Annotated in this window: 16 protein-coding genes and 1 pseudogene; 16 read left to right on the top strand and 1 reads right to left on the bottom strand. The window is 74.1% G+C overall.

The window, feature by feature from the left end; all coding sequences use genetic code 11:
* Positions 1-12 precede the first annotated feature (12 nt).
* From AB0947_RS17710 to AB0947_RS17700, 3 genes are read left to right on the top strand one after another with little or no spacing between them, the layout of a single operon-like run.
* On the top strand, positions 13-354 hold the full coding sequence (locus tag AB0947_RS17710) for a hypothetical protein (protein ID WP_366751245.1): 342 nt from the start codon (positions 13-15) through the stop codon (positions 352-354).
* A complete protein-coding gene (locus tag AB0947_RS17705; RefSeq protein ID WP_366751244.1) occupies positions 351-1223 on the top strand; it encodes a hypothetical protein in 873 nt (290 codons plus the stop codon). Before AB0947_RS17710 ends, AB0947_RS17705 begins: the two co-directional genes overlap by 4 nt.
* The gene (locus tag AB0947_RS17700; RefSeq protein WP_366751243.1) at positions 1223-4228 is read left to right on the top strand and encodes a CHAT domain-containing protein; all 3006 of its coding nucleotides are present in this window, start codon (positions 1223-1225) and stop codon (positions 4226-4228) included. The genes AB0947_RS17705 and AB0947_RS17700 overlap by 1 nt, the downstream gene beginning before the upstream one ends.
* 37 nt (positions 4229-4265) lie before the next feature.
* Here AB0947_RS17700 and AB0947_RS17695 read toward each other — a convergent pair whose 3' ends face one another.
* On the bottom strand, positions 4266-4871 hold the full coding sequence (locus AB0947_RS17695; RefSeq protein WP_366751242.1) for an NAD(P)H-dependent oxidoreductase: 606 nt from the start codon (positions 4869-4871) through the stop codon (positions 4266-4268).
* A 148-nt stretch (positions 4872-5019) separates the two neighbouring features.
* Here AB0947_RS17695 and AB0947_RS17690 point away from each other — a divergent pair, with 148 nt between their 5' ends.
* From AB0947_RS17690 to AB0947_RS17630, 13 genes and pseudogenes are all read left to right on the top strand, one after another.
* Positions 5020-5868 carry a helix-turn-helix domain-containing protein gene (locus AB0947_RS17690; protein ID WP_366751241.1) on the top strand — a complete coding sequence of 283 codons (849 nt, stop codon included), beginning with the start codon at positions 5020-5022 and terminating at the stop codon, positions 5866-5868.
* A 559-nt stretch (positions 5869-6427) separates the two neighbouring features.
* Entirely contained in the window at positions 6428-6757 is a 330-nt protein-coding gene (locus tag AB0947_RS17685) for a TcmI family type II polyketide cyclase (protein WP_366751240.1), read from the top strand.
* Positions 6754-8025 carry a beta-ketoacyl-[acyl-carrier-protein] synthase family protein gene (locus tag AB0947_RS17680; RefSeq protein ID WP_366751239.1) on the top strand — a complete coding sequence of 424 codons (1272 nt, stop codon included), beginning with the start codon at positions 6754-6756 and terminating at the stop codon, positions 8023-8025. The genes AB0947_RS17685 and AB0947_RS17680 overlap by 4 nt, the downstream gene beginning before the upstream one ends.
* Positions 8022-9239: a ketosynthase chain-length factor gene (locus AB0947_RS17675; RefSeq protein ID WP_366751238.1), complete on the top strand. Its 1218-nt coding sequence runs from the start codon at positions 8022-8024 to the stop codon at positions 9237-9239. Before AB0947_RS17680 ends, AB0947_RS17675 begins: the two co-directional genes overlap by 4 nt.
* Positions 9240-9329: 90 nt before the next feature.
* Positions 9330-9599 (top strand): acyl carrier protein, encoded by a 270-nt coding sequence (locus AB0947_RS17670; protein WP_103815545.1) that lies wholly within the window; start codon positions 9330-9332, stop codon positions 9597-9599.
* Positions 9600-9611: 12 nt separating this feature from the next.
* The gene (gene fabG / locus AB0947_RS17665; RefSeq protein WP_366751237.1) at positions 9612-10418 is read left to right on the top strand and encodes a 3-oxoacyl-ACP reductase FabG; all 807 of its coding nucleotides are present in this window, start codon (positions 9612-9614) and stop codon (positions 10416-10418) included.
* Positions 10419-10501: 83 nt separating this feature from the next.
* Entirely contained in the window at positions 10502-11434 is a 933-nt protein-coding gene (locus tag AB0947_RS17660; protein ID WP_366751236.1) for an aromatase/cyclase, read from the top strand.
* A 2-nt stretch (positions 11435-11436) separates the two neighbouring features.
* Complete coding sequence (locus tag AB0947_RS17655; protein ID WP_366751235.1) at positions 11437-12873, top strand: FAD-dependent monooxygenase; 1437 nt, start codon at positions 11437-11439, stop codon at positions 12871-12873.
* Positions 12864-13544 (top strand): antibiotic biosynthesis monooxygenase, encoded by a 681-nt coding sequence (locus AB0947_RS17650; RefSeq protein WP_366751234.1) that lies wholly within the window; start codon positions 12864-12866, stop codon positions 13542-13544. The genes AB0947_RS17655 and AB0947_RS17650 overlap by 10 nt, the downstream gene beginning before the upstream one ends.
* Before the next feature lie 13 nt (positions 13545-13557).
* Positions 13558-15087, top strand: a complete 1530-nt coding sequence (locus tag AB0947_RS17645; RefSeq protein ID WP_366751233.1) for an FAD-dependent monooxygenase — start codon at positions 13558-13560, stop codon at positions 15085-15087.
* On the top strand, positions 15087-16295 hold the full coding sequence (gene metK / locus AB0947_RS17640) for a methionine adenosyltransferase (RefSeq protein WP_366751491.1): 1209 nt from the start codon (positions 15087-15089) through the stop codon (positions 16293-16295). The genes AB0947_RS17645 and metK overlap by 1 nt, the downstream gene beginning before the upstream one ends.
* Positions 16296-16345: 50 nt before the next feature.
* Positions 16346-17254, top strand: a pseudogene (locus AB0947_RS17635) (carbohydrate kinase family protein); the annotation flags it as partial.
* 524 nt (positions 17255-17778) lie between these two features.
* Positions 17779-18618 carry an alpha/beta fold hydrolase gene (locus AB0947_RS17630; RefSeq protein ID WP_366751490.1) on the top strand — a complete coding sequence of 280 codons (840 nt, stop codon included), beginning with the start codon at positions 17779-17781 and terminating at the stop codon, positions 18616-18618.
* The last annotated feature ends 23 nt before the right edge of the window (positions 18619-18641 follow it).

Raw genomic sequence — 18641 nt, 5'->3', positions numbered from 1 at the left:
CATGATGGCCGTGTGCATGAAGAACTGGTACTGCGGTTACGCGGGACGTGGCAGTGTGCCGAGCGGCTCGACACGGCGCTGATCGATGCCGCGCTCGCGCCGTTCGGCGCCGAACTGGTCGCGGTGACCGGCCTCGAACCAGGTGACGTCCGCTTGCTGGTCACGGTCCCCGAGACCGCCGACCTGATCGCCGTCGGGACCGCGGTGGCGGACGCGCTGGCGCTCCCCTCACCCCGGATCACCTTCGACCGGGGGACTCCGGCCGCGCGGGGCATCGCCGGACGCGGCTACTACTGTTCCTGCGGCGGAGTGGACGGCGACCACACCGAGGAATGCCCGAGGGCGCGGACGTGAGCTGGCGGCCCCCCGTCCCGCTGGGTTACCTGGAGAGTGTGCAGACGGTCGGCGGGGTGGCCGCCCCGCTGCTCGCCGGGGGCAGCTTCACACTGGCGGTGCTGGCGTTGCAGTCGTCGGCCCCTGGCCCCACAGCCGTCAGCCGATGGCCGGACGCCTCGCTGGCCCTGTTCGTCGCGGCCGGCCTGCTCCAGATCGCGACCGTCCAGGCGACGGCATGGACCCGGCGCTACATGTGCACGCCGGGCGACCTCGTGCAGTGGTTCCCCGGCGAGCAGACGGACGGCGTTCCGAGCCGGTTCCTGCTCGGCATGCAGCACAGTCACCTGCGCCAGGCCCACCGGTGGGCGAACGCGGCGCGCGGCTTCTACCACGCCGGGATCATCACCCTGCTCGCTGGACTGCTCGTCGCCGGCGTGCCGCGAGGCCACCTCACCGGCGGCCGCTGGACGGTCCTCGCCGTCTGTGCGGCAGGCGTCGCGGGCGAGTTCGCCTGGCTGTTCAGGGCCCTCTTCCTCGACCGCGGCGCGCGTCGCGAGGCCGTACTCCAGCTGGCCGTGCCGCTCTGCATCGCGGTGGCGGCGGCCGTCCCCGGCATCTGGCACGGGTGGCCCGTGCTCGGGGCGTGCGCGGTCTGTCTGCTCCCCTGCCTCCTGTTCCTCGTCGCGCGCCGTTCGGTCACCTCCACGTGGCTCACCTCGGTCGTGAGTCTCTGCCTGGGCGGGATCGCCCTGTTCCTTCCGATACCTCAGCCGATCGTCGTACTCGTGCTGGCACCCGCGTTCGTCCTCGGGGTCCGGGCGTTCGCGGCCGTCCTCCGCCGCCGGCGAGAGCCGGCCACGGCACAGACGTCAGGAGGGACGACCTGATGGATTCACCTGCCCTGCGGGAACTCGCGGCCTGCGTCGAACGCGTGCACGCGACGGACGACTTGGGACACACCCTCGCGGACGGCATGTCGGACCACCTCTCCCACGCCTGGCACGAGTGGGACGGCGAGGACACGGAATCGTCCTTCGTGCTCGGGGTCTTCTCCTTCTACCGCCACCTGGCGGCGCACGAGCCGACGGACCTGCGCCTGGCCGTCATGGCGCTCACCCCCTGCCTGCTGTACGACGACATGGCGTTGCCACCGGACATGCTCCCCTTCCTCACCGACTACGGCGTGTGCGAGGCGGAACTCCTGCGCCAGGACGCCCGCCACTCGCCCGATCCGGCGGCGGCCGCGCGTGCCGCGCACGCCTGGCGGCGCATCGTCACGGCCACCCGGGCCGGCCACCCGGCCACCGGTGAGCGTGAGACCGCCCTGCTGAGGTCGCTGCGCCTGCTCGCCGCCCGGCAGGGCGACACCGCCGAACCCGACCGGGCCGTCGCCCAGGCGCGAAAACGCCTCGCCCCACCGGGCCGCCGGAAGCGGTTCGGCAGCCTGCTCGCCCTCTGCGAGGCGTTCGAGGAACGGTACGAGGCGACCGGCGACGTGGCGGACCACGAGGCCGCCCTCCAGTGCGCCGAGGAACTGGCCGCCTCCGCCGCGCCGGGGGATCCCACCGGCCGCCGGCTCCTGTTCTCGTACGGCGAGAAGCTGTACCAGAGGTTCCTGCGTACTGCCGACGGCGCGGACTTGTCACGCGCCGTCGACTTCCTGCGCGAGTCCGTCACGGCCCCCGACCCCGAGCTGCCGACCCGGCTCCTGGTCCTCTCCTGCGCCCTGTCCACGGGGTACAGCGCCGTCAGGGACCCCGCCGTGCTGGAGGAGGCGGTGGCCGCGGCCGAACAGGCCGCGGCGCTGGTCCGCCGGGACCACAAGGAGCACCCGCTCCTCGAGTGGCACCTCGCCGTGCTGTACTTCCAGCGCTACGGGCACGCCCACTGCGCCGACGACCTCGACAAAGCGACGGCAGCGGTGGCCGAGGCCTGCATGTGCCTTCCCCGCGAGGTCCGGCTCACCGCTCTCAGTGCCGACATCGAGTTCGCGCACTCCCGGCGCACGGTGGACACCGAGCGCCTCTACCGGGCCCTCGTACTGAGGGAACGCGTCGTGCGGAAGACTCCCCCCGAGGACACCTTCTCGCGTGCCGAGGCCCTCTACCAGCTCAGCCAGATCCAGATGTTCTGGTACCGGCGGACGGGATCGCTCGGACACCTGGACGACGCCACCACCAACGGCCGGGCGGCCCTCGGCCTGCTCGCGGCGAACGACAGCCGTCGCTCCCGGTTCCTGTGCGGCCTGGGCTACGTCTGCTTCACCCGCTTCTCGTGTCACCTGGAGCCGGACGCCCTGCCCGAGGCGGTGCACCTGTTCCGGCGCGCCGCCGCGAGCGCACCCGACGACTACCGCCCGCACGCGTTGCTCGCCACCACCCTGTGGCAGGTCTACTCGGTGACGGGTGACAGCGCCGACCTCGACGAGTCCGTCACCTCGGGCGAACGCGCCCTGGAACGCGCCCCCGCCGATCAACGGGCGGAGGTTCTCCTGGACCTCAGCGCCGCCCGCCGGCTGCGGTACGGCAGCACTCGCGACGGCTCCGATCTCCACCGGGCGCAAGCCGCGCTCACCGAGGCCCTCGGTCTTCCCGGTCTGCCGCCGAGAACACGCATGCGGATCGCCCTGGAACAGGCCGAGCTGGCCTCGCTCCCCCCGGCGCATCCGGCCGGAAGACTGCGGGCCTACGAGGAGGCCGTCGGACTGCTTCCCCACCTCGCGCTGCGCAGCAGGTACTACGAGGACCGTGAATTCGTCCTGGGCGCCCACTCCGGCCTCGGTGCCCAAGCGGCCGACGCGGCAGTCGCGGTCGGCCGTCCCGACCGCGCCCTGGAACTGCTGGAGAAGGCGCGCGGCATCCTGGCCGACACCTTGCGCGACAGCACGGACGTCACGGCCCGTGACCTGTGCCGCAGCACCGCCCGCGGCCCCGTGGTCACGGTCAGCGCCGTCGAGACCGGCGGGCTGGCTCTCGTCGTCACCCCCTCCGGCGTCCGCCCCGTCTCCTTGCCAGGGCTCACCCTCCACGAGGCCAGGGCCCGGCACACGGCCCTCCAGAGGGCCCTGGCCTCCCAGGCGAGCGACGACGCCCTCGACGTCCTGCGCTGGCTCTGGCACACGGTCTGCCGGCCCGTGCTGGAAACGCTGAACGCCACGGACCACGACGGTTCCCGCGTGTGGTGGTGCCCCGTAGGCATCATGTCGCTCTTCCCGCTGCACGCCGCGGGCGACGGCCGCGACTCCGTGATGGCGACGACCGTGTCCTCCTACCTCCCCACCGTCCGCGCCCTGCCTGCCACCCGCCCCGCCCAGGTGCCACCGGGCAAGGCCCTCGTGGTCGCCATGAGCAGAACGCCCGGCCAGGCCTTCCTGCCGGGCGCCGCTTCCGAGGTGAACACCCTCACCCGGCTGCTCGACGCCACGGTCCTGCACAACGAACAGGCCACCCGTGACGCCGTGCTCGCCGCCCTGCCCGGCACCCGGATCGCGCACTTCGCCTGCCACGCGCAGGCCGACACGCGCGAGCCCACCCAGAGCCGCCTGCTGCTCTTCGACGAGCCGCTGACTCCGCGGAACCTGCCGGTCGGTCTCGACGCCGACCTCGCCTACCTGTCGGCCTGCGCCACGAGCGACGTCCTGTTCGTCGGGGCCGACGAGGCGATGCACATGACCGCCGCCTTCCAACTGGCCGGTTTCCGCCATGTCATCGGCACTCTCTGGCCCGTGGACGACGGGGTCGCCTCCGACATCGCCGACCGCTTCTACACGCTCATCGCCGCCCACGGCACCGACCACGCCGCCCAGGCCCTCCACACGGCCGCCGCGGAAGTCCGCCAAGCGCACCCCGACCGGCCCGACCTGTGGGCATCCCACCTCCACACCGGCCCGTGACCGGGCGCCGGCACGGCGACGGGCCGGGGCCGGGAGGTCACCGGCCGGCGACCTGCGGGCGGTCGCGGCGGGCGTCGTGGAGGACCGAGCCCCACCACAGCAGCTGGTCGAGCATGGCCCTGGCGGCGTCCTCGGGGCCCTGCGGGTCCCGGAGCGTGCCGTCGGGGGCGAACAGGAGGTAGTAGCTGGGGAAGGCGACGTAGTCGCGCACGGTGTGGGCGTGCAACTCGCTGAAGACCTGCCGCAGTTGCTCGATCGCCAGAAGACCGCCGCTGAGACCGCTGTACCCGACGAAGCCGATCGGCTTGGCCTTCCACTGGGTGTAGTGCCAGTCGATGGCGGCCTTCAGGGACGCGGGGAAGCTGCGGTTGTAGTCGGGGGTCACGATGACGACCGCGTCGGCCGCGTCGAGCCGCCGGGTCAGTTCGGCCATGCCCTCGGGACGCGGCAGGTCGGGCTGCAGGGCCGGCGGGGTGGGCGGCAGCGCGAGCGGGAGGTCGACGTCCGCCAGATCGATCAGGTCGATGGTGAACTCGTCGTGGCGCTTGGCCTGTTCGACGAACCAGTCGGCCACCACCGGACCGAAGCGGCCCTCCCGGACACTGCCGACGATCACTGCGAGATTCAGTCGCGCGCTGGACATGGGTGTGCTTCTCCTACAGGAATGGATACCGCCCCGGCCGGGGCATGCACTCCACGGTGGCGGACCGGCGACGCCCGAGGGAGGCCGGGCGGAGGGTGGTAGTGGCAGGGCCACGATCCGCCGGAGCGACGGGTGTTACGTTCGCGGGATGAGCGACAACGAGCTCGGCCTCTTCCTGAGGCTGCGCCGGGAAGCCGTGACACCGGCCGAGGTGGGACTGCCCGCCGGGCCGCGCCGCCGTACGCCGGGACTGCGCCGCGCGGAACTGGCGACGCTGGCCGGGGTGAGCGTCGAGTACGTCACCAGGCTGGAGCAGGGGCGGGACCGCAGGCCCTCGGTGCAGGTCCTGGCGGCCCTGGCGGACGCGCTGCTGCTCACCCCCGGTGAACGGGTCCATCTGCACCGGCTCGCCAAGGGCGCCGATCCCGGCTTCACCTGCCGGGGCGGGGCGGGACCGAACAGGGCGGTCCGGCCCACGGTGCGGGCGCTGCTGGAGCGGCTGGAACCGGCGCCCGCCGTGCTGGTGAACCGGCTGAGCGAGATCCTGGCCTGCACGGACGGGTACCGGCGGCTCGCCGGGCCGCTCGGCCTGCTGGACGGCGTCCGGCCCAGCCTCGCCCGCTTCGTCTTCACCGACCCGCGGGCGCGCTCGGTGTACCCGGACTGGGACACGGTCGCCGACCAGCAGGTCGCGGCCCTCAAACAGGGACCGGGGCAGACCGACGTGCATGTCGGCGCGCTGATGGACGAGTTGACGGTGTCCTGCGGGGAACCCTTCGCCGGCCGGCTGCGGACGCTGCCGGGGCTGCCGCGGGCGAACGGGGTGGTGCGCATGGTCCACCCGCACGTGGGCGAGGTGCGGCTGGCGTACGAGACGCTCGGGCTGCCCGCCGACGACGACCAGCACCTCGTCGTCCACCTGCCGGCCGACGACGCGAGCGCCGCCGCGCTGGACCGCCTCACCGGCCGCCGCCCGGGCGCCCTCCGGGTGGTCTGAGCGGTACGCCGGCAGCCGCGCCGACGGGCCGAGCTGACCCGGACGAGCCCAAGGGGCGGCCCCGCGTTCCCGGCGCTTTCCGGCATTGGCCGGCACTTCCGCCGCCTACGCGCCCCCTGCACCGCCCCGCTCACCCCGCCGACACCGCTCCCCCGGCACCCGGCGCCCGCCGTACGGATGGCGCGGGCAGCCGCTGCCGGCGGCCGGTCCCGCGCACTCCTCGGCGATCCCCGTCCCGGCTGCGCACTTCTCCGGTCGCAGCCCACGGCACCGTCATGCCCGTCGCGGCCGGCCGAACCGGCACTCGCGCGACGCTCGTCTGACGTTCCCCTGTCCTTACCGCCCGTTCCTGCGCAACCCGTGCACAAGATGACGCAGTCCTGAACAGGCGCGCCTTGATCGGCAGTCGGCGGCCGAAGAGTCTTGAAGCCGGGAAACGGGACACCGCTCCGCACCCGCGGCCCGCCCCGACACCGGCCCGGCCCCGCACACCCGGCCCCGCACACCTCGCCCGCGCACGTCCGCCGTCCGGCATGCCCGTACCGAAGGAGTGTCACGTATGCACAGCACGCTGATCGTCGCCCGTATGGCGCCCGAGGCCAGTACCGAGGTGGCGCAGCTGTTCACCGCGTTCGACTCGACCGAGATGCCGCACCTGATGGGGACACGGCGCCGCCAGCTGTTCACGTACCGGGGGCTGTACTTCCACCTCCAGGACTTCGACGCCGCCGACGGGGGGCAGCGGATCGAACACGCCCGGAACGACCCCCGGTTCGTCGGCATCAGCAACGACCTCAGGCCGTTCATCGAGGCCTACGATCCCGCCACCTGGCGCTCCCCGGCCGACGCGATGGCCTCCCGCTTCTACTCCTGGGAGGCCTCCGCATGACGGCGCGCCGCGTGGTCGTCACGGGCGTGGAGGTCCTCGCGCCCGGCGGGATCGGCACGAAGGACTTCTGGAACCTGCTCAGCGAGGGCCGGACCGCGACCCGGGGCATCACCTTCTTCGACCCCACGCCGTTCCGCTCCCGAGTGGCCGCGGAGATCGACTTCGACCCCTACGCCCACGGACTGACCCCGCAGGAGGTCCGGCGGATGGACCGGGCCGCCCAGTTCGCCGTGGTCGCGGCACGCGGCGCGGTCGACGACAGCGGGATCGACCTGACAGCGCTGGACCCCCACCGGGTCGGGGTCACGATCGGCAGCGCCGTCGGCGCGACGACCGGACTCGACGCGGAGTACCGGGTGGTGAGCGACGGCGGGCGGCTCGACCTGGTCGACCACGCCTACGCCGTGCCCCACCTGTACGACCACTTCGTGCCCAGTTCGTTCGCCGCCGAGGTGGCCTGGGCCGTCGGTGCGGAGGGGCCGGGCACCGTGGTGTCCACCGGATGCACCTCGGGCATCGACTCCGTGGGCCACGCCGCCGAACTGATCCGGGAGGGCTCGGCGGACGTGATGGTGGCGGGGTCGTCGGACGCGCCGATCTCCCCGATCACCATGGCCTGCTTCGACGCCATCAAGGCCACCACCCCCCGCTCCGACGATCCGGCCACCGCCTCGCGCCCCTTCGACAGGACCCGCAACGGATTCGTGCTGGGCGAGGGCGCCGCCGTCTTCGTCCTGGAGGAGCTGGAGAGCGCGCGCAGCCGTGGCGCCCACGTCTACGCGGAGATCGCCGGCTACGCGACCCGCAGCAACGCCTACCACATGACGGGCCTGCGCCCCGACGGCGCCGAGATGGCGGAGGCGATCCGCGTCGCCCTGGACGAGGCCCGGCTCAACCCGGACGACATCGACTACGTCAACGCCCACGGCTCGGGCACCCGGCAGAACGACCGGCACGAAACCGCCGCCTTCAAACGCAGCCTCGGCGACCACGCCCGTCGGACCCCGGTCAGCTCCATCAAGTCCATGATCGGGCACTCGCTCGGCGCGATCGGCTCCCTGGAGATCGCCGCCTCGGTCCTGGCCATGGAGTACGACGTGGTGCCGCCCACCGCCAACCTGCACACCCCCGACCCGGAGTGCGACCTCGACTACGTCCCCCTGCACGCCCGGGACCAGCTGACCGACGTGGTGCTCACGGTGGGCAGCGGATTCGGCGGCTTCCAGAGCGCGATGGTGCTCGCCGAGCCGGGACGGAGGCGGATATGACCGGCACCGCGGTCGTCACGGGCCTGGGCGTCGCCTCGCCCAACGGACTGGGCACGCCCGCGTACTGGGCGGCCACCCTGGCAGGCCGCAGCGGCATCGGCCGGATCACCCGCTTCGACCCCGCCCGCTACCCGGCGCGGCTGGCCGGTGAGATCCGCGGCTTCGTCGCCGAGGACCACCTGCCGAGCCGGCTGATCCCGCAGACCGACCGGATGACCCGGATCGCCCTGGCCGCCGCCGACTGGGCCCTCGAGGACGCGGGCGTGCGCCCCGGCGAGCTGCCCGGGTTCGACATGGGCGTGGTCACGGCGAGCGCCTCCGGAGGCTTCGAGTTCGGCCAGAACGAACTGCGCAAACTGTGGAGCCAGGGCAGCCAGTACGTGTCCGCGTACCAGTCCTTCGCCTGGTTCTACGCCGTCAACAGCGGCCAGATCTCCATCCGCAACGGCATGAAGGGACCCAGCGGCGTCGTCGTCGGCGACCAGGCCGGGGGCATCGACGCCCTCGCGCAGGCCCGGCGGCAGATCCGCCGGGGCACCCGGCTGGTCGTCTCCGGCGCGGTGGACGCCTCCCTGTGCCCGTGGGGCTGGGTCGCCCAGCTCGCGGGCGGCCGACTGAGCACCGGCGAGGACCCCGGCCGGGCCTACCTGCCCTTCGACCGGGCGGCGCGCGGACACGTACCCGGCGAGGGCGGTGCCCTCCTCGTCCTGGAGGAGGCGGAGGCGGCCCGCGCCCGGGACGCGTACGTCTACGGCGAGATCGCCGGGTACGGCGCCACCCTCGACCCGAAGCCGGGCTCGGGACGCCCGCCCGGACTGCGCAAGGCCGTCGAGATCGCCCTGGCCGACGCGGGGACGGACGCCGCCGACGTGGACGTCGTCTTCGCCGACGCGGCCGGCGACCCCGGCCTCGACCGGGCGGAGGCGGAGGCCCTCACCGCCGTCTTCGGCCCCCGGGGCGTCCCCGTGACCGCTCCGAAGACCATGACCGGACGCCTGTACTCCGGCGGGGCCCCGCTCGACGTGGCCGCCGCCCTGCTCGCCCTCCGCGACGGCGTCGTGCCGCCCACCGTGCACAGCGATCCGGCGCCGGAGTACGACCTCGACCTCGTTCTGGACCGGCCGCGCACCCTGCCCGTGCGCACCGCCCTGGTGCTGGCCCGCGGCCACGGCGGCTTCAACTCCGCCCTGGTGGTCCGCCGCGCCGCCCGGTAGCCGCGCCGGTCCACCGCCCCCTTCCCGCTCCCCACCACGCGTTTTGCCGCCCATCCGAGCCCCGCTTCCCACCCCGCGAAAGGACCCCTGATGGCCACCGACGTTTTCACCCCCGACGCGCTGCGGCGCATCCTGCTGGAAGCCGCCGGCGCCGACGAGACCGTCGACCTGGACGGCGACATCCTCGACACCGACTTCACGGCCCTGGGCTACGAGTCCCTGGCCCTGCTGGAGACGGTCGGCCGGATCGAGCGGGAGTACGGCGTCTCGCTCGACGACGACGTGCTCTCCGAAGCCCCCACCCCCCGGACCCTGGTCGACCTCGTCAACGAGCGGCTGTCGGCCGCCCGGGCCGCCTGAAAGGGGAACACCGTGACGACCGAGACGACCGACACGACCGAGACGACCGCTCCGGTCGCGCTCGTGACCGGCGGTACCAGCGGCATCGGACTGGCCGTGGTCCGGCTGCTGGCCGCCGGCGGACACCGCGTGTTCCTCGCGGCCCGCGACGCCGACCGGGTCGCCGCGACCGTGAAGGAACTGACCGGCCAGGGACTGGAGGTGGACGGCACCGCCTGCGACGTCCGCGACCGGGCCGCCGTGGAGCACCTGGTCCGGGCCGCCGTGGACCGCTTCGGCACCATCGACGTCCTCGTCAACAACGCGGGCCGGTCCGGCGGCGGCGTCACCGCCGACATCGAGGACGCGCTGTGGGAGGACGTCCTGGAGACCAACCTCACCAGCGTCTTCCGGGTGACCAGGGAGGTGCTCAACGCCGGCGGCCTGCGGCACAAGTCCCGCGGCCGGATCATCAACATCGCCTCCACCGCCGGGAAGCAGGGCGTGGTCCTGGGCGCCCCCTACTCCGCCTCCAAGCACGGCGTGGTCGGCTTCACCAAGGCACTGGGCAACGAACTCGCGCCCACCGGCATCACCGTGAACGCGGTGTGTCCCGGCTACGTCGAGACGCCGATGGCCCAGCGGGTGCGCCAGGGCTACGCCGCCGCCTACGACACGACCGAGGAGCGGATCCTCGAGAAGTTCCGGGCGAAGATCCCGCTCGGCCGCTACTCCACCCCCGAGGAGGTCGCGGGGCTGGTGGGCTACCTGGTCTCCGACAGCGCCGCCTCCATCACCGCGCAGGCCCTCAACGTCTGCGGCGGACTCGGCAACTTCTGACCGGCCCCGGGACACCGCCGTACCCGTCACACGCCGGGCCCCCGCACCCCCGCACCCACCGCATCCGCCGAGGAGCAACCGCCATGACGACCCGCGAGGTCGAGCACGAGATCACCGTCGGCGCCCCCGCGCCCGCCGTCTACCGGCTGCTGGCCGACGTCGCCCAGTGGCCCCGCATCTTCCCGCCCACCCTCCACGTCGACCAGGTGGAGCGCGGCGGGACCGAGGAACGCATCCGCATCTGGGCGACCGCGGGAGACGCAGCGAAAAGCTGGACGTCCCGCCGCACGCTCGACGCGGACGCGCTGCGCATCACCTTCCGCCAGGAGATCACCGCACCGCCGGTGGCCGCGATGGGCGGCACCTGGATCATCGAACCCGTCACGGACGGAACCGCCCGGGTACGGCTGCTGCACGACTACCGCGCCGTCGACGACGACCCCGGCTCCCTCGCCTGGATCGACCGCGCCGTGGACCACAACAGCCGCACCGAACTCGCCGCGCTCAAGGACAACCTCGAACGCGCCCACGCACACGAGGAGCTGACCTTCTCCTTCACCGACAGCGTGACCGTCGCCGGCGCCGCCAAGGACGTGTACGACTTCGTCAACGACGCGGGGCTGTGGCCCGAGCGGCTGCCGCACGTCGCCTCCGCCCGCCTGACCGAGGACACCCCCGGGCTGCAGACCCTGGAGATGGACACCCGGGCCCAGGACGGCTCCACGCACACCACCAAGTCGTACCGGGTGACCTTCCCGCACCACCGCATCGCCTACAAACAGGTCACCCTGCCGGCCCTGCTGACCCTGCACACCGGGCTGTGGACCTTCGAGGAGACCCCGGCGGGCACCGTCGCCTCCTCCCGGCACACCGTGACCCTGAACCCGGACAACCTGGCCGTGCTGGGCCCGGACGCCACCCTCGACGACGCCCGCGCCTACGTCCGCGGCGCGCTCGGCACCAACAGTCTCGCCACCCTCGGCCACGCCCGCGCGTACGCCGAAGGGAAGGCCTGACCGTGGCCGGGGCCCGGCTGGACACCCAGGTCGTGGTGGTGGGCGCGGGGCCCGTGGGCCTGCTGCTCGCCGGTGAACTGCGGCTCGGCGGCGCCGAGGTCGTCGTACTGGAACGCCGGCCGGAACCCACCACCGAGTCGCGCGCCTCCACGCTGCACGCCCGCACCATGGAGATCCTCGACAGCCGCGGTCTGCTCCCGGCCCTCGGCGATCCGCCCCGGCAGCCCCGGGGACACTACGCCGGGATCCCCCTCGACCTCACCCTGCCCAGCCCCTACGCCGGGCAGTGGAAGGTCCCGCAGCACGCCACCGAACGGCTGCTGGAGCAGTGGGCGCGCGCCCTCGGCGCCGACATCCGGCGCGGCCACGACGTGCACACCGTCACCGCGGGCGCCGGCCCCTGCGTGGAGACGGCGGCCGAGGGCCCGGGCGGCGCCCTGCGGGTGCGGAGCCCGTACCTCGTCGCGTGCGACGGCGAGGACAGCACCGTACGCCGGCTGCTGGACGCCCCCTTCCCCGGGCACGACGCCCGACGGGAGCTGATCCGCGCGGACGTCGCCGGCGTCGACGTGCCGGACCGGCGTTTCGAGCGGCTGCCCGACGGCTTCGCGGTGGCGGCCCGCCGGGCGGACGGGGTGACCCGTGTCATGGCGCACGAGTTCGGCGTCCCGCCCCGGCCGCGCACCGGCGCACCGGAGTTCGCGGAGATCGCCGAGGTGTGGAAGCGGGTGACCGGCGAGGACATCAGCGGCGGCACCCCACTGTGGGTGAACGCCTTCGACGACACCAACCGTCAGCTCGACGCCTACCGGCACGGCCGCGTCCTGTTCGCCGGGGACGCCGCCCACCGTCAGATGCCCATCGGCGGCCAGGCGCTCAACCTCGGCCTGGCGGACGCCTTCAACCTCGGCTGGAAGCTGGCCGCGCACGTCACCGGCCGCGCCCACCCGGACCTGCTCGACACCTACCACCGCGAACGGCACCCGGTGGGCCGGCGCGTCCTGGCCGGCATCCGCGCCCAGGCGCTGCTGCTGCTCGGCGGCCCCGAGGTGCAGCCGTTGCGTGAGCTGATGACCGAACTGATCGCCCTGGAGCCGGTGCGCGCCCACCTCGCCGGACTCGTCAGCGGCCTCGACGTCCGGTACGACGTCGGCGGCCCCGCCCACCCCCTGCTGGGAGCACGCCTGCCGCACCTGGTCCTCGACACCCCCGGAGGGCGCACCAGCACCACCGGACTGCTCCGGGCCGGCCGCGGACTGCGGCTCGGCGGGCCGCACGGCGGCCCCGGCCCCGGCGCCGACGGACCCGTGCTGGTACGCCCCGACGGCCACGTCGTACGGGCCGGACCGCAGAGCGCCGACGACGAGGCGACGGCACGCGCCCGCTGGTACCCGGCCGGCGTCCCCCTCCCCACCACGGAAGGAACACCATGCCCCTGATCTCGCCCGACGACGGCCACCTCACCGTCTTCAACCTCTTCGAGACCGACACCCGCGCCCTCCAGGACGACGTCCTCGACGCGATGCGCGACATCATCGATCACGCGAATTACCCGGGCTGGATCTCCTCCACCCTGCACGCCGGCATCGACAGCCCCGGCACCGCCAACTACATCCAGTGGCGCAGCCTCGCCGACCTCGAAGCCCGCTACCAGGGCGAGAAGTTCCAGCGGAAGACCGTGCCGCAGTTCCACCGACTGGCGCGGACCGTCCGCCTGCTGAAGACCGAGCTGGAGTTCACCCAGCATCACCCGGGGCTGGGCGACGGCATCGAGATCTCGCCCGACCGGGACGACTACACCGTCCTGATCGTCCTCGACACCACCCCCGACCGGCAGAAGGAACTCCTCCACACCCTCGCCAAGCCCGACGAGTGGATCACCACCGTGCCCGGCTACCGCTCCCACACCTACTTCCGCGGCCTCGACGGCACCTTCGTCGTCAACTACGCGCAGTGGGACAGCAAGGAGCTGTACGACGCCTTCCACCACCTCCCCGAGGAGCAGCGCCCGGCGGACGTCCGCGCCGGACGCGTCCGCGCCCGGGAACTGGTCACCGGGCGCCAGGCCAACACCTACCGGGTCACCCACTCGCGTTCCGCGGCGGGCTGAGGGAGGGGCGGCCATGGACACGGACGTCATCGTCGTCGGCGCCGGGCCGACCGGGCTGATGCTCGCCGGCGAACTGCGCCTGGGCGGAGCCCGGGTGACCGTCGTCGAACGGCTCACCGCACCGACCGGGCAGTCCCGCGGCCTCGGTTTCACCGCTCGCGCCATGGAGGTCTTCGACCAGCGCGGCCTGCTGCCCCGCTTCGGCCGCGGCCCGGTCCCGCCGACCAGCCCGGTGGGCCACTTCGGCGGCGTCCGGTTCGACTACACGGCCCTGGAGGGTGCCCACTTCGGGGCCCGCGACATCCCGCAGTCCGAGACGGAGGCGGTGCTGGAGGAGTGGGCCACGGAACGGGGGGCGGACGTCCGGCGGGGCCGGGAACTGACCGGCCTCACCGTGGACGACACCGGCGTCGAGGCCGTCCTGCGCACCCCGGCCGGCACCGAACGGCTGCGCGCCGCCTACCTGGTGGGCTGCGACGGCGGCCACAGCACCGTCCGGGACCTGGCCGGCTTCGGCTTCCCGGGCACCCCCGCCACCCGCGTGATGTACCTCGCCGACGTCGCCGGCCGCGCCCTGCGCCCCCGGCCGCTGGGCGAACGGCTGCCCCACGGCATGGTGATGGCCGCACCGCTGGGTGACGGCGTGGACCGGATCATCGTCTGCCCGCACGGCTCCCCGCCGGACGCCCGCACCGCACCGGTCGGCTTCCCGGAGGTCGCCGACGCCTGGCGGCACATCACCGGCGAGGACATCGGCGACGGCCACGCCACCTGGGTCAGCTCCTTCACCGACGCCACCCGGCAGGCCGACCGCTACCGGCGCGGCCGCGTCCTGCTCGCCGGGGACGCCGCCCACATCCACCTGCCCGCCGGCGGCCAGGGCCTGAGCACCGGCGTGCAGGACGCCGTCAACCTGGGCTGGAAGCTGGCCGCCGTGGCGCGCGGCACCGCACCGGAGTCCCTGCTCGACACCTACGACGACGAACGGCGCCCGGTCGGCGCCCGGCTGCTGATGAACACCCGCGCCCAGGGCCTGATCTTCCTCGGCGGCGCCGAGGCGGACCCGCTGCGCGACCTGTTCACCGAACTGCTGGAGTACGACGACGTCAAACGCCATCTGGCGGGTGTCGTCAGCGGACTCGACGTCCGTTACCCGGCCGCCCCCGGCCACCACCCGCTGCTCGGCCGCCGCGTCGGACACCGCGAACTCGTCGCAGGGGCGGGGGCCACCAGCACCACCGAACTGCTCCACCCGGCGCGCGGCGTCCTGCTCGACCTGGCCGGCGAACCGGCGGTCCGGGCCGCCGCCACCGGCTTCTCCGACCGGGTCACGGTGGTCACCGCCGTACCCGAACCCGTGGCCGGCACCGACCCCCTGGCCGGCACCACCGCGCTGCTCGTCCGGCCCGACGGCCACGTCGCCTGGGCGGCACCCGGCACCGCCGACCCGGCGGCCGGCCTCCAGGACGCGCTGCGGACGTGGTTCGGCCCGCCCCGCGCCCCCGCCGAGAACCCCCCGACCTCCCCGACCAAGGACGCATGATGGCCTCACGCCTGTTCACCTCGGAGTCCGTGACCGAGGGGCACCCCGACAAGATCGCCGACCAGATCAGCGACACCATTCTCGACGCGCTCCTGCGCGAGGACCCCTCCTCCCGGGTCGCCGTGGAGACGCTGATCACCACCGGCCTGGTGCACGTGGCCGGCGAGGTGACGACGAAGGCGTACGCGGACATCGCGTCGCTGGTGCGCGAGAAGATCATCGAGATCGGCTACGACTCCTCGAAGAAGGGCTTCGACGGCGCCTCCTGCGGCGTCTCCGTGTCCCTCGGTGCGCAGTCCCCGGACATCGCCCAGGGTGTCGACGCGGCGTACGAGGCCCGGGTCGAGGGCGACGAGGACGAACTGGACCGGCAGGGCGCGGGCGACCAGGGCCTGATGTTCGGCTACGCGACGGACGAGACCCCGGAGCTGATGCCGCTGCCCATCCGGCTCGCCCACCGGCTCGCCCACCGCCTCACCGCCGTACGCCGCGACGGGACGGCCCCCTACCTGCGGCCGGACGGCAAGACCCAGGTCACCGTCGAGTACGACGGCGACCGCGCCGTACGGCTGGACACGGTCGTGGTCTCCGCGCAGCACGCGAGCGACATCGACCTGGAGGGGCAACTCGCCCCGGACGTGCGGCGGTTCGTCGTCGAGCCGGAGCTGGAGGCACTGGCGCAGGACGGCATCAAGCTGGACACCGCGGGCTACCGGCTGCTGGTCAACCCGACCGGCCGCTTCGAGATCGGCGGGCCGATGGGCGACGCCGGCCTGACCGGCCGGAAGATCATCATCGACACCTACGGCGGCATGGCCCGGCACGGCGGCGGCGCCTTCTCCGGCAAGGACCCGTCCAAGGTGGACCGCTCGGCGGCGTACGCGATGCGCTGGGTGGCGAAGAACGTGGTCGCGGCCGGCCTGGCCTCCCGCTGCGAGGTCCAGGTCGCCTACGCCATCGGCAAGGCCGAGCCGGTGGGCCTGTTCGTCGAGACCTTCGGTACCGGGACCGTACCGGTGGCGCGCATCCAGGCCGCCCTCACCGAGGTCTTCGACCTGCGCCCGGCCGCGATCATCCGCGACCTCGACCTGCTCCGCCCGGTCTACGCCCGCACGGCGGCCTACGGCCACTTCGGCCGCGAGCTGCCCGAGTTCACCTGGGAGCGGACCGACCGGGTGGACGCGCTGCGCGCGGCGGCCGGACGGTGAGCGGGCCGCGGCGCGTCCTGGTCACCGGTTCCGTCGCCACCGACCACCTCATGGCATTCCGGGGACGCTTCGCCGACCAGATCGTCCCCGACCGGCTGGACCGCGTCTCGCTGTCCTTCCTCGCCGACACGCTGGAGGTCCGCCCCGGGGGAGTGGCCGCCAACATCGCGCTGGGACTGGCCCGGCTGGGACTCTCGCCGGTGCTCGCCGCGGCCGCCGGGCGGGACTTCGGACCGTACGGGAGCCGGCTGCGGGACGAGGGGGTGGAGACGGGGGCCGTACGCGTCAGCGACACCCTGCACACCGCACGCTTCGTGTGCACCACGGACACCGAGCAGAACCAGATCGCCACGTTCTACGCCGGGGCGATGGCCGAGGCGCGGTACATCCGGATCGCCGACGTCAGCGACCGCCACGGTCCTTTCGGCATGGCCCTGATCGGACCGGACGACCCCCGCGCGATGGTGCTGCACACCGGGGCGTGCCGCCGGCAGGGCATCCCGTTCGCCGCGGACCCCTCGCAGCAACTGGCCGTACTGGACCGGGAACAGACCCGGAACCTGGTCACCGGGTCGCGGTTGCTGTTCACCAACGAGTACGAGGCGGCCCTGCTCCAGGAGCGCACGGGCTGGACGCACCAGCAGGTCCTGGACCGCACCGGCACCTGGATCGTCACGCGCGGCGCCGACGGCGTCGACCTCACCGGCGCCGGACACCCACCGCTGCACGTCCCCGCGGTCCCCCCGGGGACCGTGGGGGAACCCACCGGCGTGGGCGACGGCTTCCGGGCCGGATTCCTCGCCGCGACCGCGTGGGGACGGCCGCCGCGCGACGCGGCCCGGCTCGGCTGCGCACTCGCCACGGTCGTGCTGGAGAGCGTCGGCCCCCAGCAGTACGCCCTCGACCCCGAGGACCTCGGCCGGCGCCTCCGGCATGCCTACGGACCGGCCGCGGCACGCGAGTTCACCCCCTGGCTCAACCGCCTCGACGGAGCCACGGGGTCCCTCCGGGGCGGGAACAGGCGCGCCGGCGGTGACACGGGTTCCGAGCCGGGCGGGGGCCGGCGTGCCGGCGCGGGCACCGGCTCCGTCCGGCGTGCGAGCGAGGGGACGCGTACTGTCCGGGGCGCGGGCGAGGGCGCGCGTGCCCTCCGGGGCGACGACCAGCTCGCCGGTGACGGCCCGCGCCCCGCTCCGGGCGGGGTCACCGGGCCGGAGCGGCCGGTCGACGCAGGCCACACGGCGCCGGCCGGCGGGTCCGGCCGCGGCCCCGCGGTCCCCGCCCTGCCCGGTGGGCTGGTGCCCTGGGCCGGGAACATCGGCGCGCCCGGCCCCCGCCCGGCCGGCGGATCCGTCCGGCCGTGGTCCGGGAGGCCCGGCCGCGTACCGTCGCCCGGGACGGCCGCCGCCGGGGGAGCGGCGTGAGCCGGGCGGCCGTCGCCGCCGGCCGGGCGGCGACGGCACCGGCACCCGTGTCCAAGGGCGTGCGCCGGATCGAACTGGACGCGGCCGGCACCGTCCTGTCCGCCCTGCTGAGCGAACCCGCGCGCGGTGCGCCACGGGCGACCGTCGTCGCCGTCCACGGTGGCGGTCTGCGTGCGGGGTACTTCGACGGGCAGGCCCATCCGGACGTGTCCCTGCTGACCCTCGGTGCCCGGCTCGGCTGCTCCGTGCTCGCCGTCGACCGCCCCGGCTACGGCCGCTCGGCGGCACAGCTGCCCGCCGGGCTGCCGCTGGCCACGCAGTCCGTACTGCTGCGGGCGGCCCTCGACGACTTCACGGCCCGGCACCCGGCCGGCGCGGGCCTGTTCCTGCTCGGCCACTCCTTCGGCGGGAAACTCGTCCTGCGGGCCGCCGCCGACGGACTTGTGGTGCTCGGCCTGGACGTCTCCGGGTGCGGTCACCGCCCCGCCGTACCGCTCACCGCTGCGCGGGCGCACCACGGGGCCCCGGCATGGACCCGGTACTGGGGGCCGCTCGGTCTCTACCCACCGGGCACGTTCCGGGCGTGCGAGGCCCTGACGGCGCCGGTGCCCGCCCAGGAGGCGGCGGAACTCCCGCACTGGCCACGGTACGTCGACCGGATCGCCCCGCTGGTCAGGGTCCCGGTGCGGCTCACCTTCGCCGAGCACGAGCGCTGGTGGCGGCACGGTGCCGAGGACCTCGCCGACCTGGCGGCCCGGTTCACCGGGTCCCCGCGCGTCCTGGTGGAGCGGCAGCCGGCCGCGGGCCACAACATCAGCCTGGGCTGGGCGGCCCGCTCCTACCACCTGCGCGCCCTGGCCTTCCTGGAGGACTGCGTGACCCGTTCCGCACCGCGCTGACTGCCGTACCGCACACCGTCGTA

This window comes from Streptomyces sp. NPDC047841 (genome assembly GCF_040704085.1).
In the GTDB taxonomy this organism is placed as follows: domain Bacteria; phylum Actinomycetota; class Actinomycetes; order Streptomycetales; family Streptomycetaceae; genus Streptomyces; species Streptomyces argyrophylli.
Note: the sequence above shows the minus strand (reverse complement) of the source record. Positions and strands in the feature narration are given on the sequence as shown.

Excerpts from the sequence above, each read along its gene's own strand:
- AB0947_RS17700 (WP_366751243.1), top strand. The coding sequence starts at position 1,223 with ATGGATTCACCTGCCCTGCGGGAACTCGCGGCCTGCGTCGAACGCGTG.
- AB0947_RS17695 (WP_366751242.1), bottom strand. The coding sequence starts at position 4,871 with ATGTCCAGCGCGCGACTGAATCTCGCAGTGATCGTCGGCAGTGTCCGG.
- AB0947_RS17690 (WP_366751241.1), top strand. The coding sequence starts at position 5,020 with ATGAGCGACAACGAGCTCGGCCTCTTCCTGAGGCTGCGCCGGGAAGCC.
- AB0947_RS17685 (WP_366751240.1), top strand. The coding sequence starts at position 6,428 with ATGCACAGCACGCTGATCGTCGCCCGTATGGCGCCCGAGGCCAGTACC.
- AB0947_RS17680 (WP_366751239.1), top strand. The coding sequence starts at position 6,754 with ATGACGGCGCGCCGCGTGGTCGTCACGGGCGTGGAGGTCCTCGCGCCC.
- AB0947_RS17675 (WP_366751238.1), top strand. The coding sequence starts at position 8,022 with ATGACCGGCACCGCGGTCGTCACGGGCCTGGGCGTCGCCTCGCCCAAC.
- AB0947_RS17670 (WP_103815545.1), top strand. The coding sequence starts at position 9,330 with ATGGCCACCGACGTTTTCACCCCCGACGCGCTGCGGCGCATCCTGCTG.
- AB0947_RS17660 (WP_366751236.1), top strand. The coding sequence starts at position 10,502 with ATGACGACCCGCGAGGTCGAGCACGAGATCACCGTCGGCGCCCCCGCG.
- AB0947_RS17650 (WP_366751234.1), top strand. The coding sequence starts at position 12,864 with ATGCCCCTGATCTCGCCCGACGACGGCCACCTCACCGTCTTCAACCTC.
- AB0947_RS17645 (WP_366751233.1), top strand. The coding sequence starts at position 13,558 with ATGGACACGGACGTCATCGTCGTCGGCGCCGGGCCGACCGGGCTGATG.
- metK (WP_366751491.1), top strand. The coding sequence starts at position 15,087 with ATGGCCTCACGCCTGTTCACCTCGGAGTCCGTGACCGAGGGGCACCCC.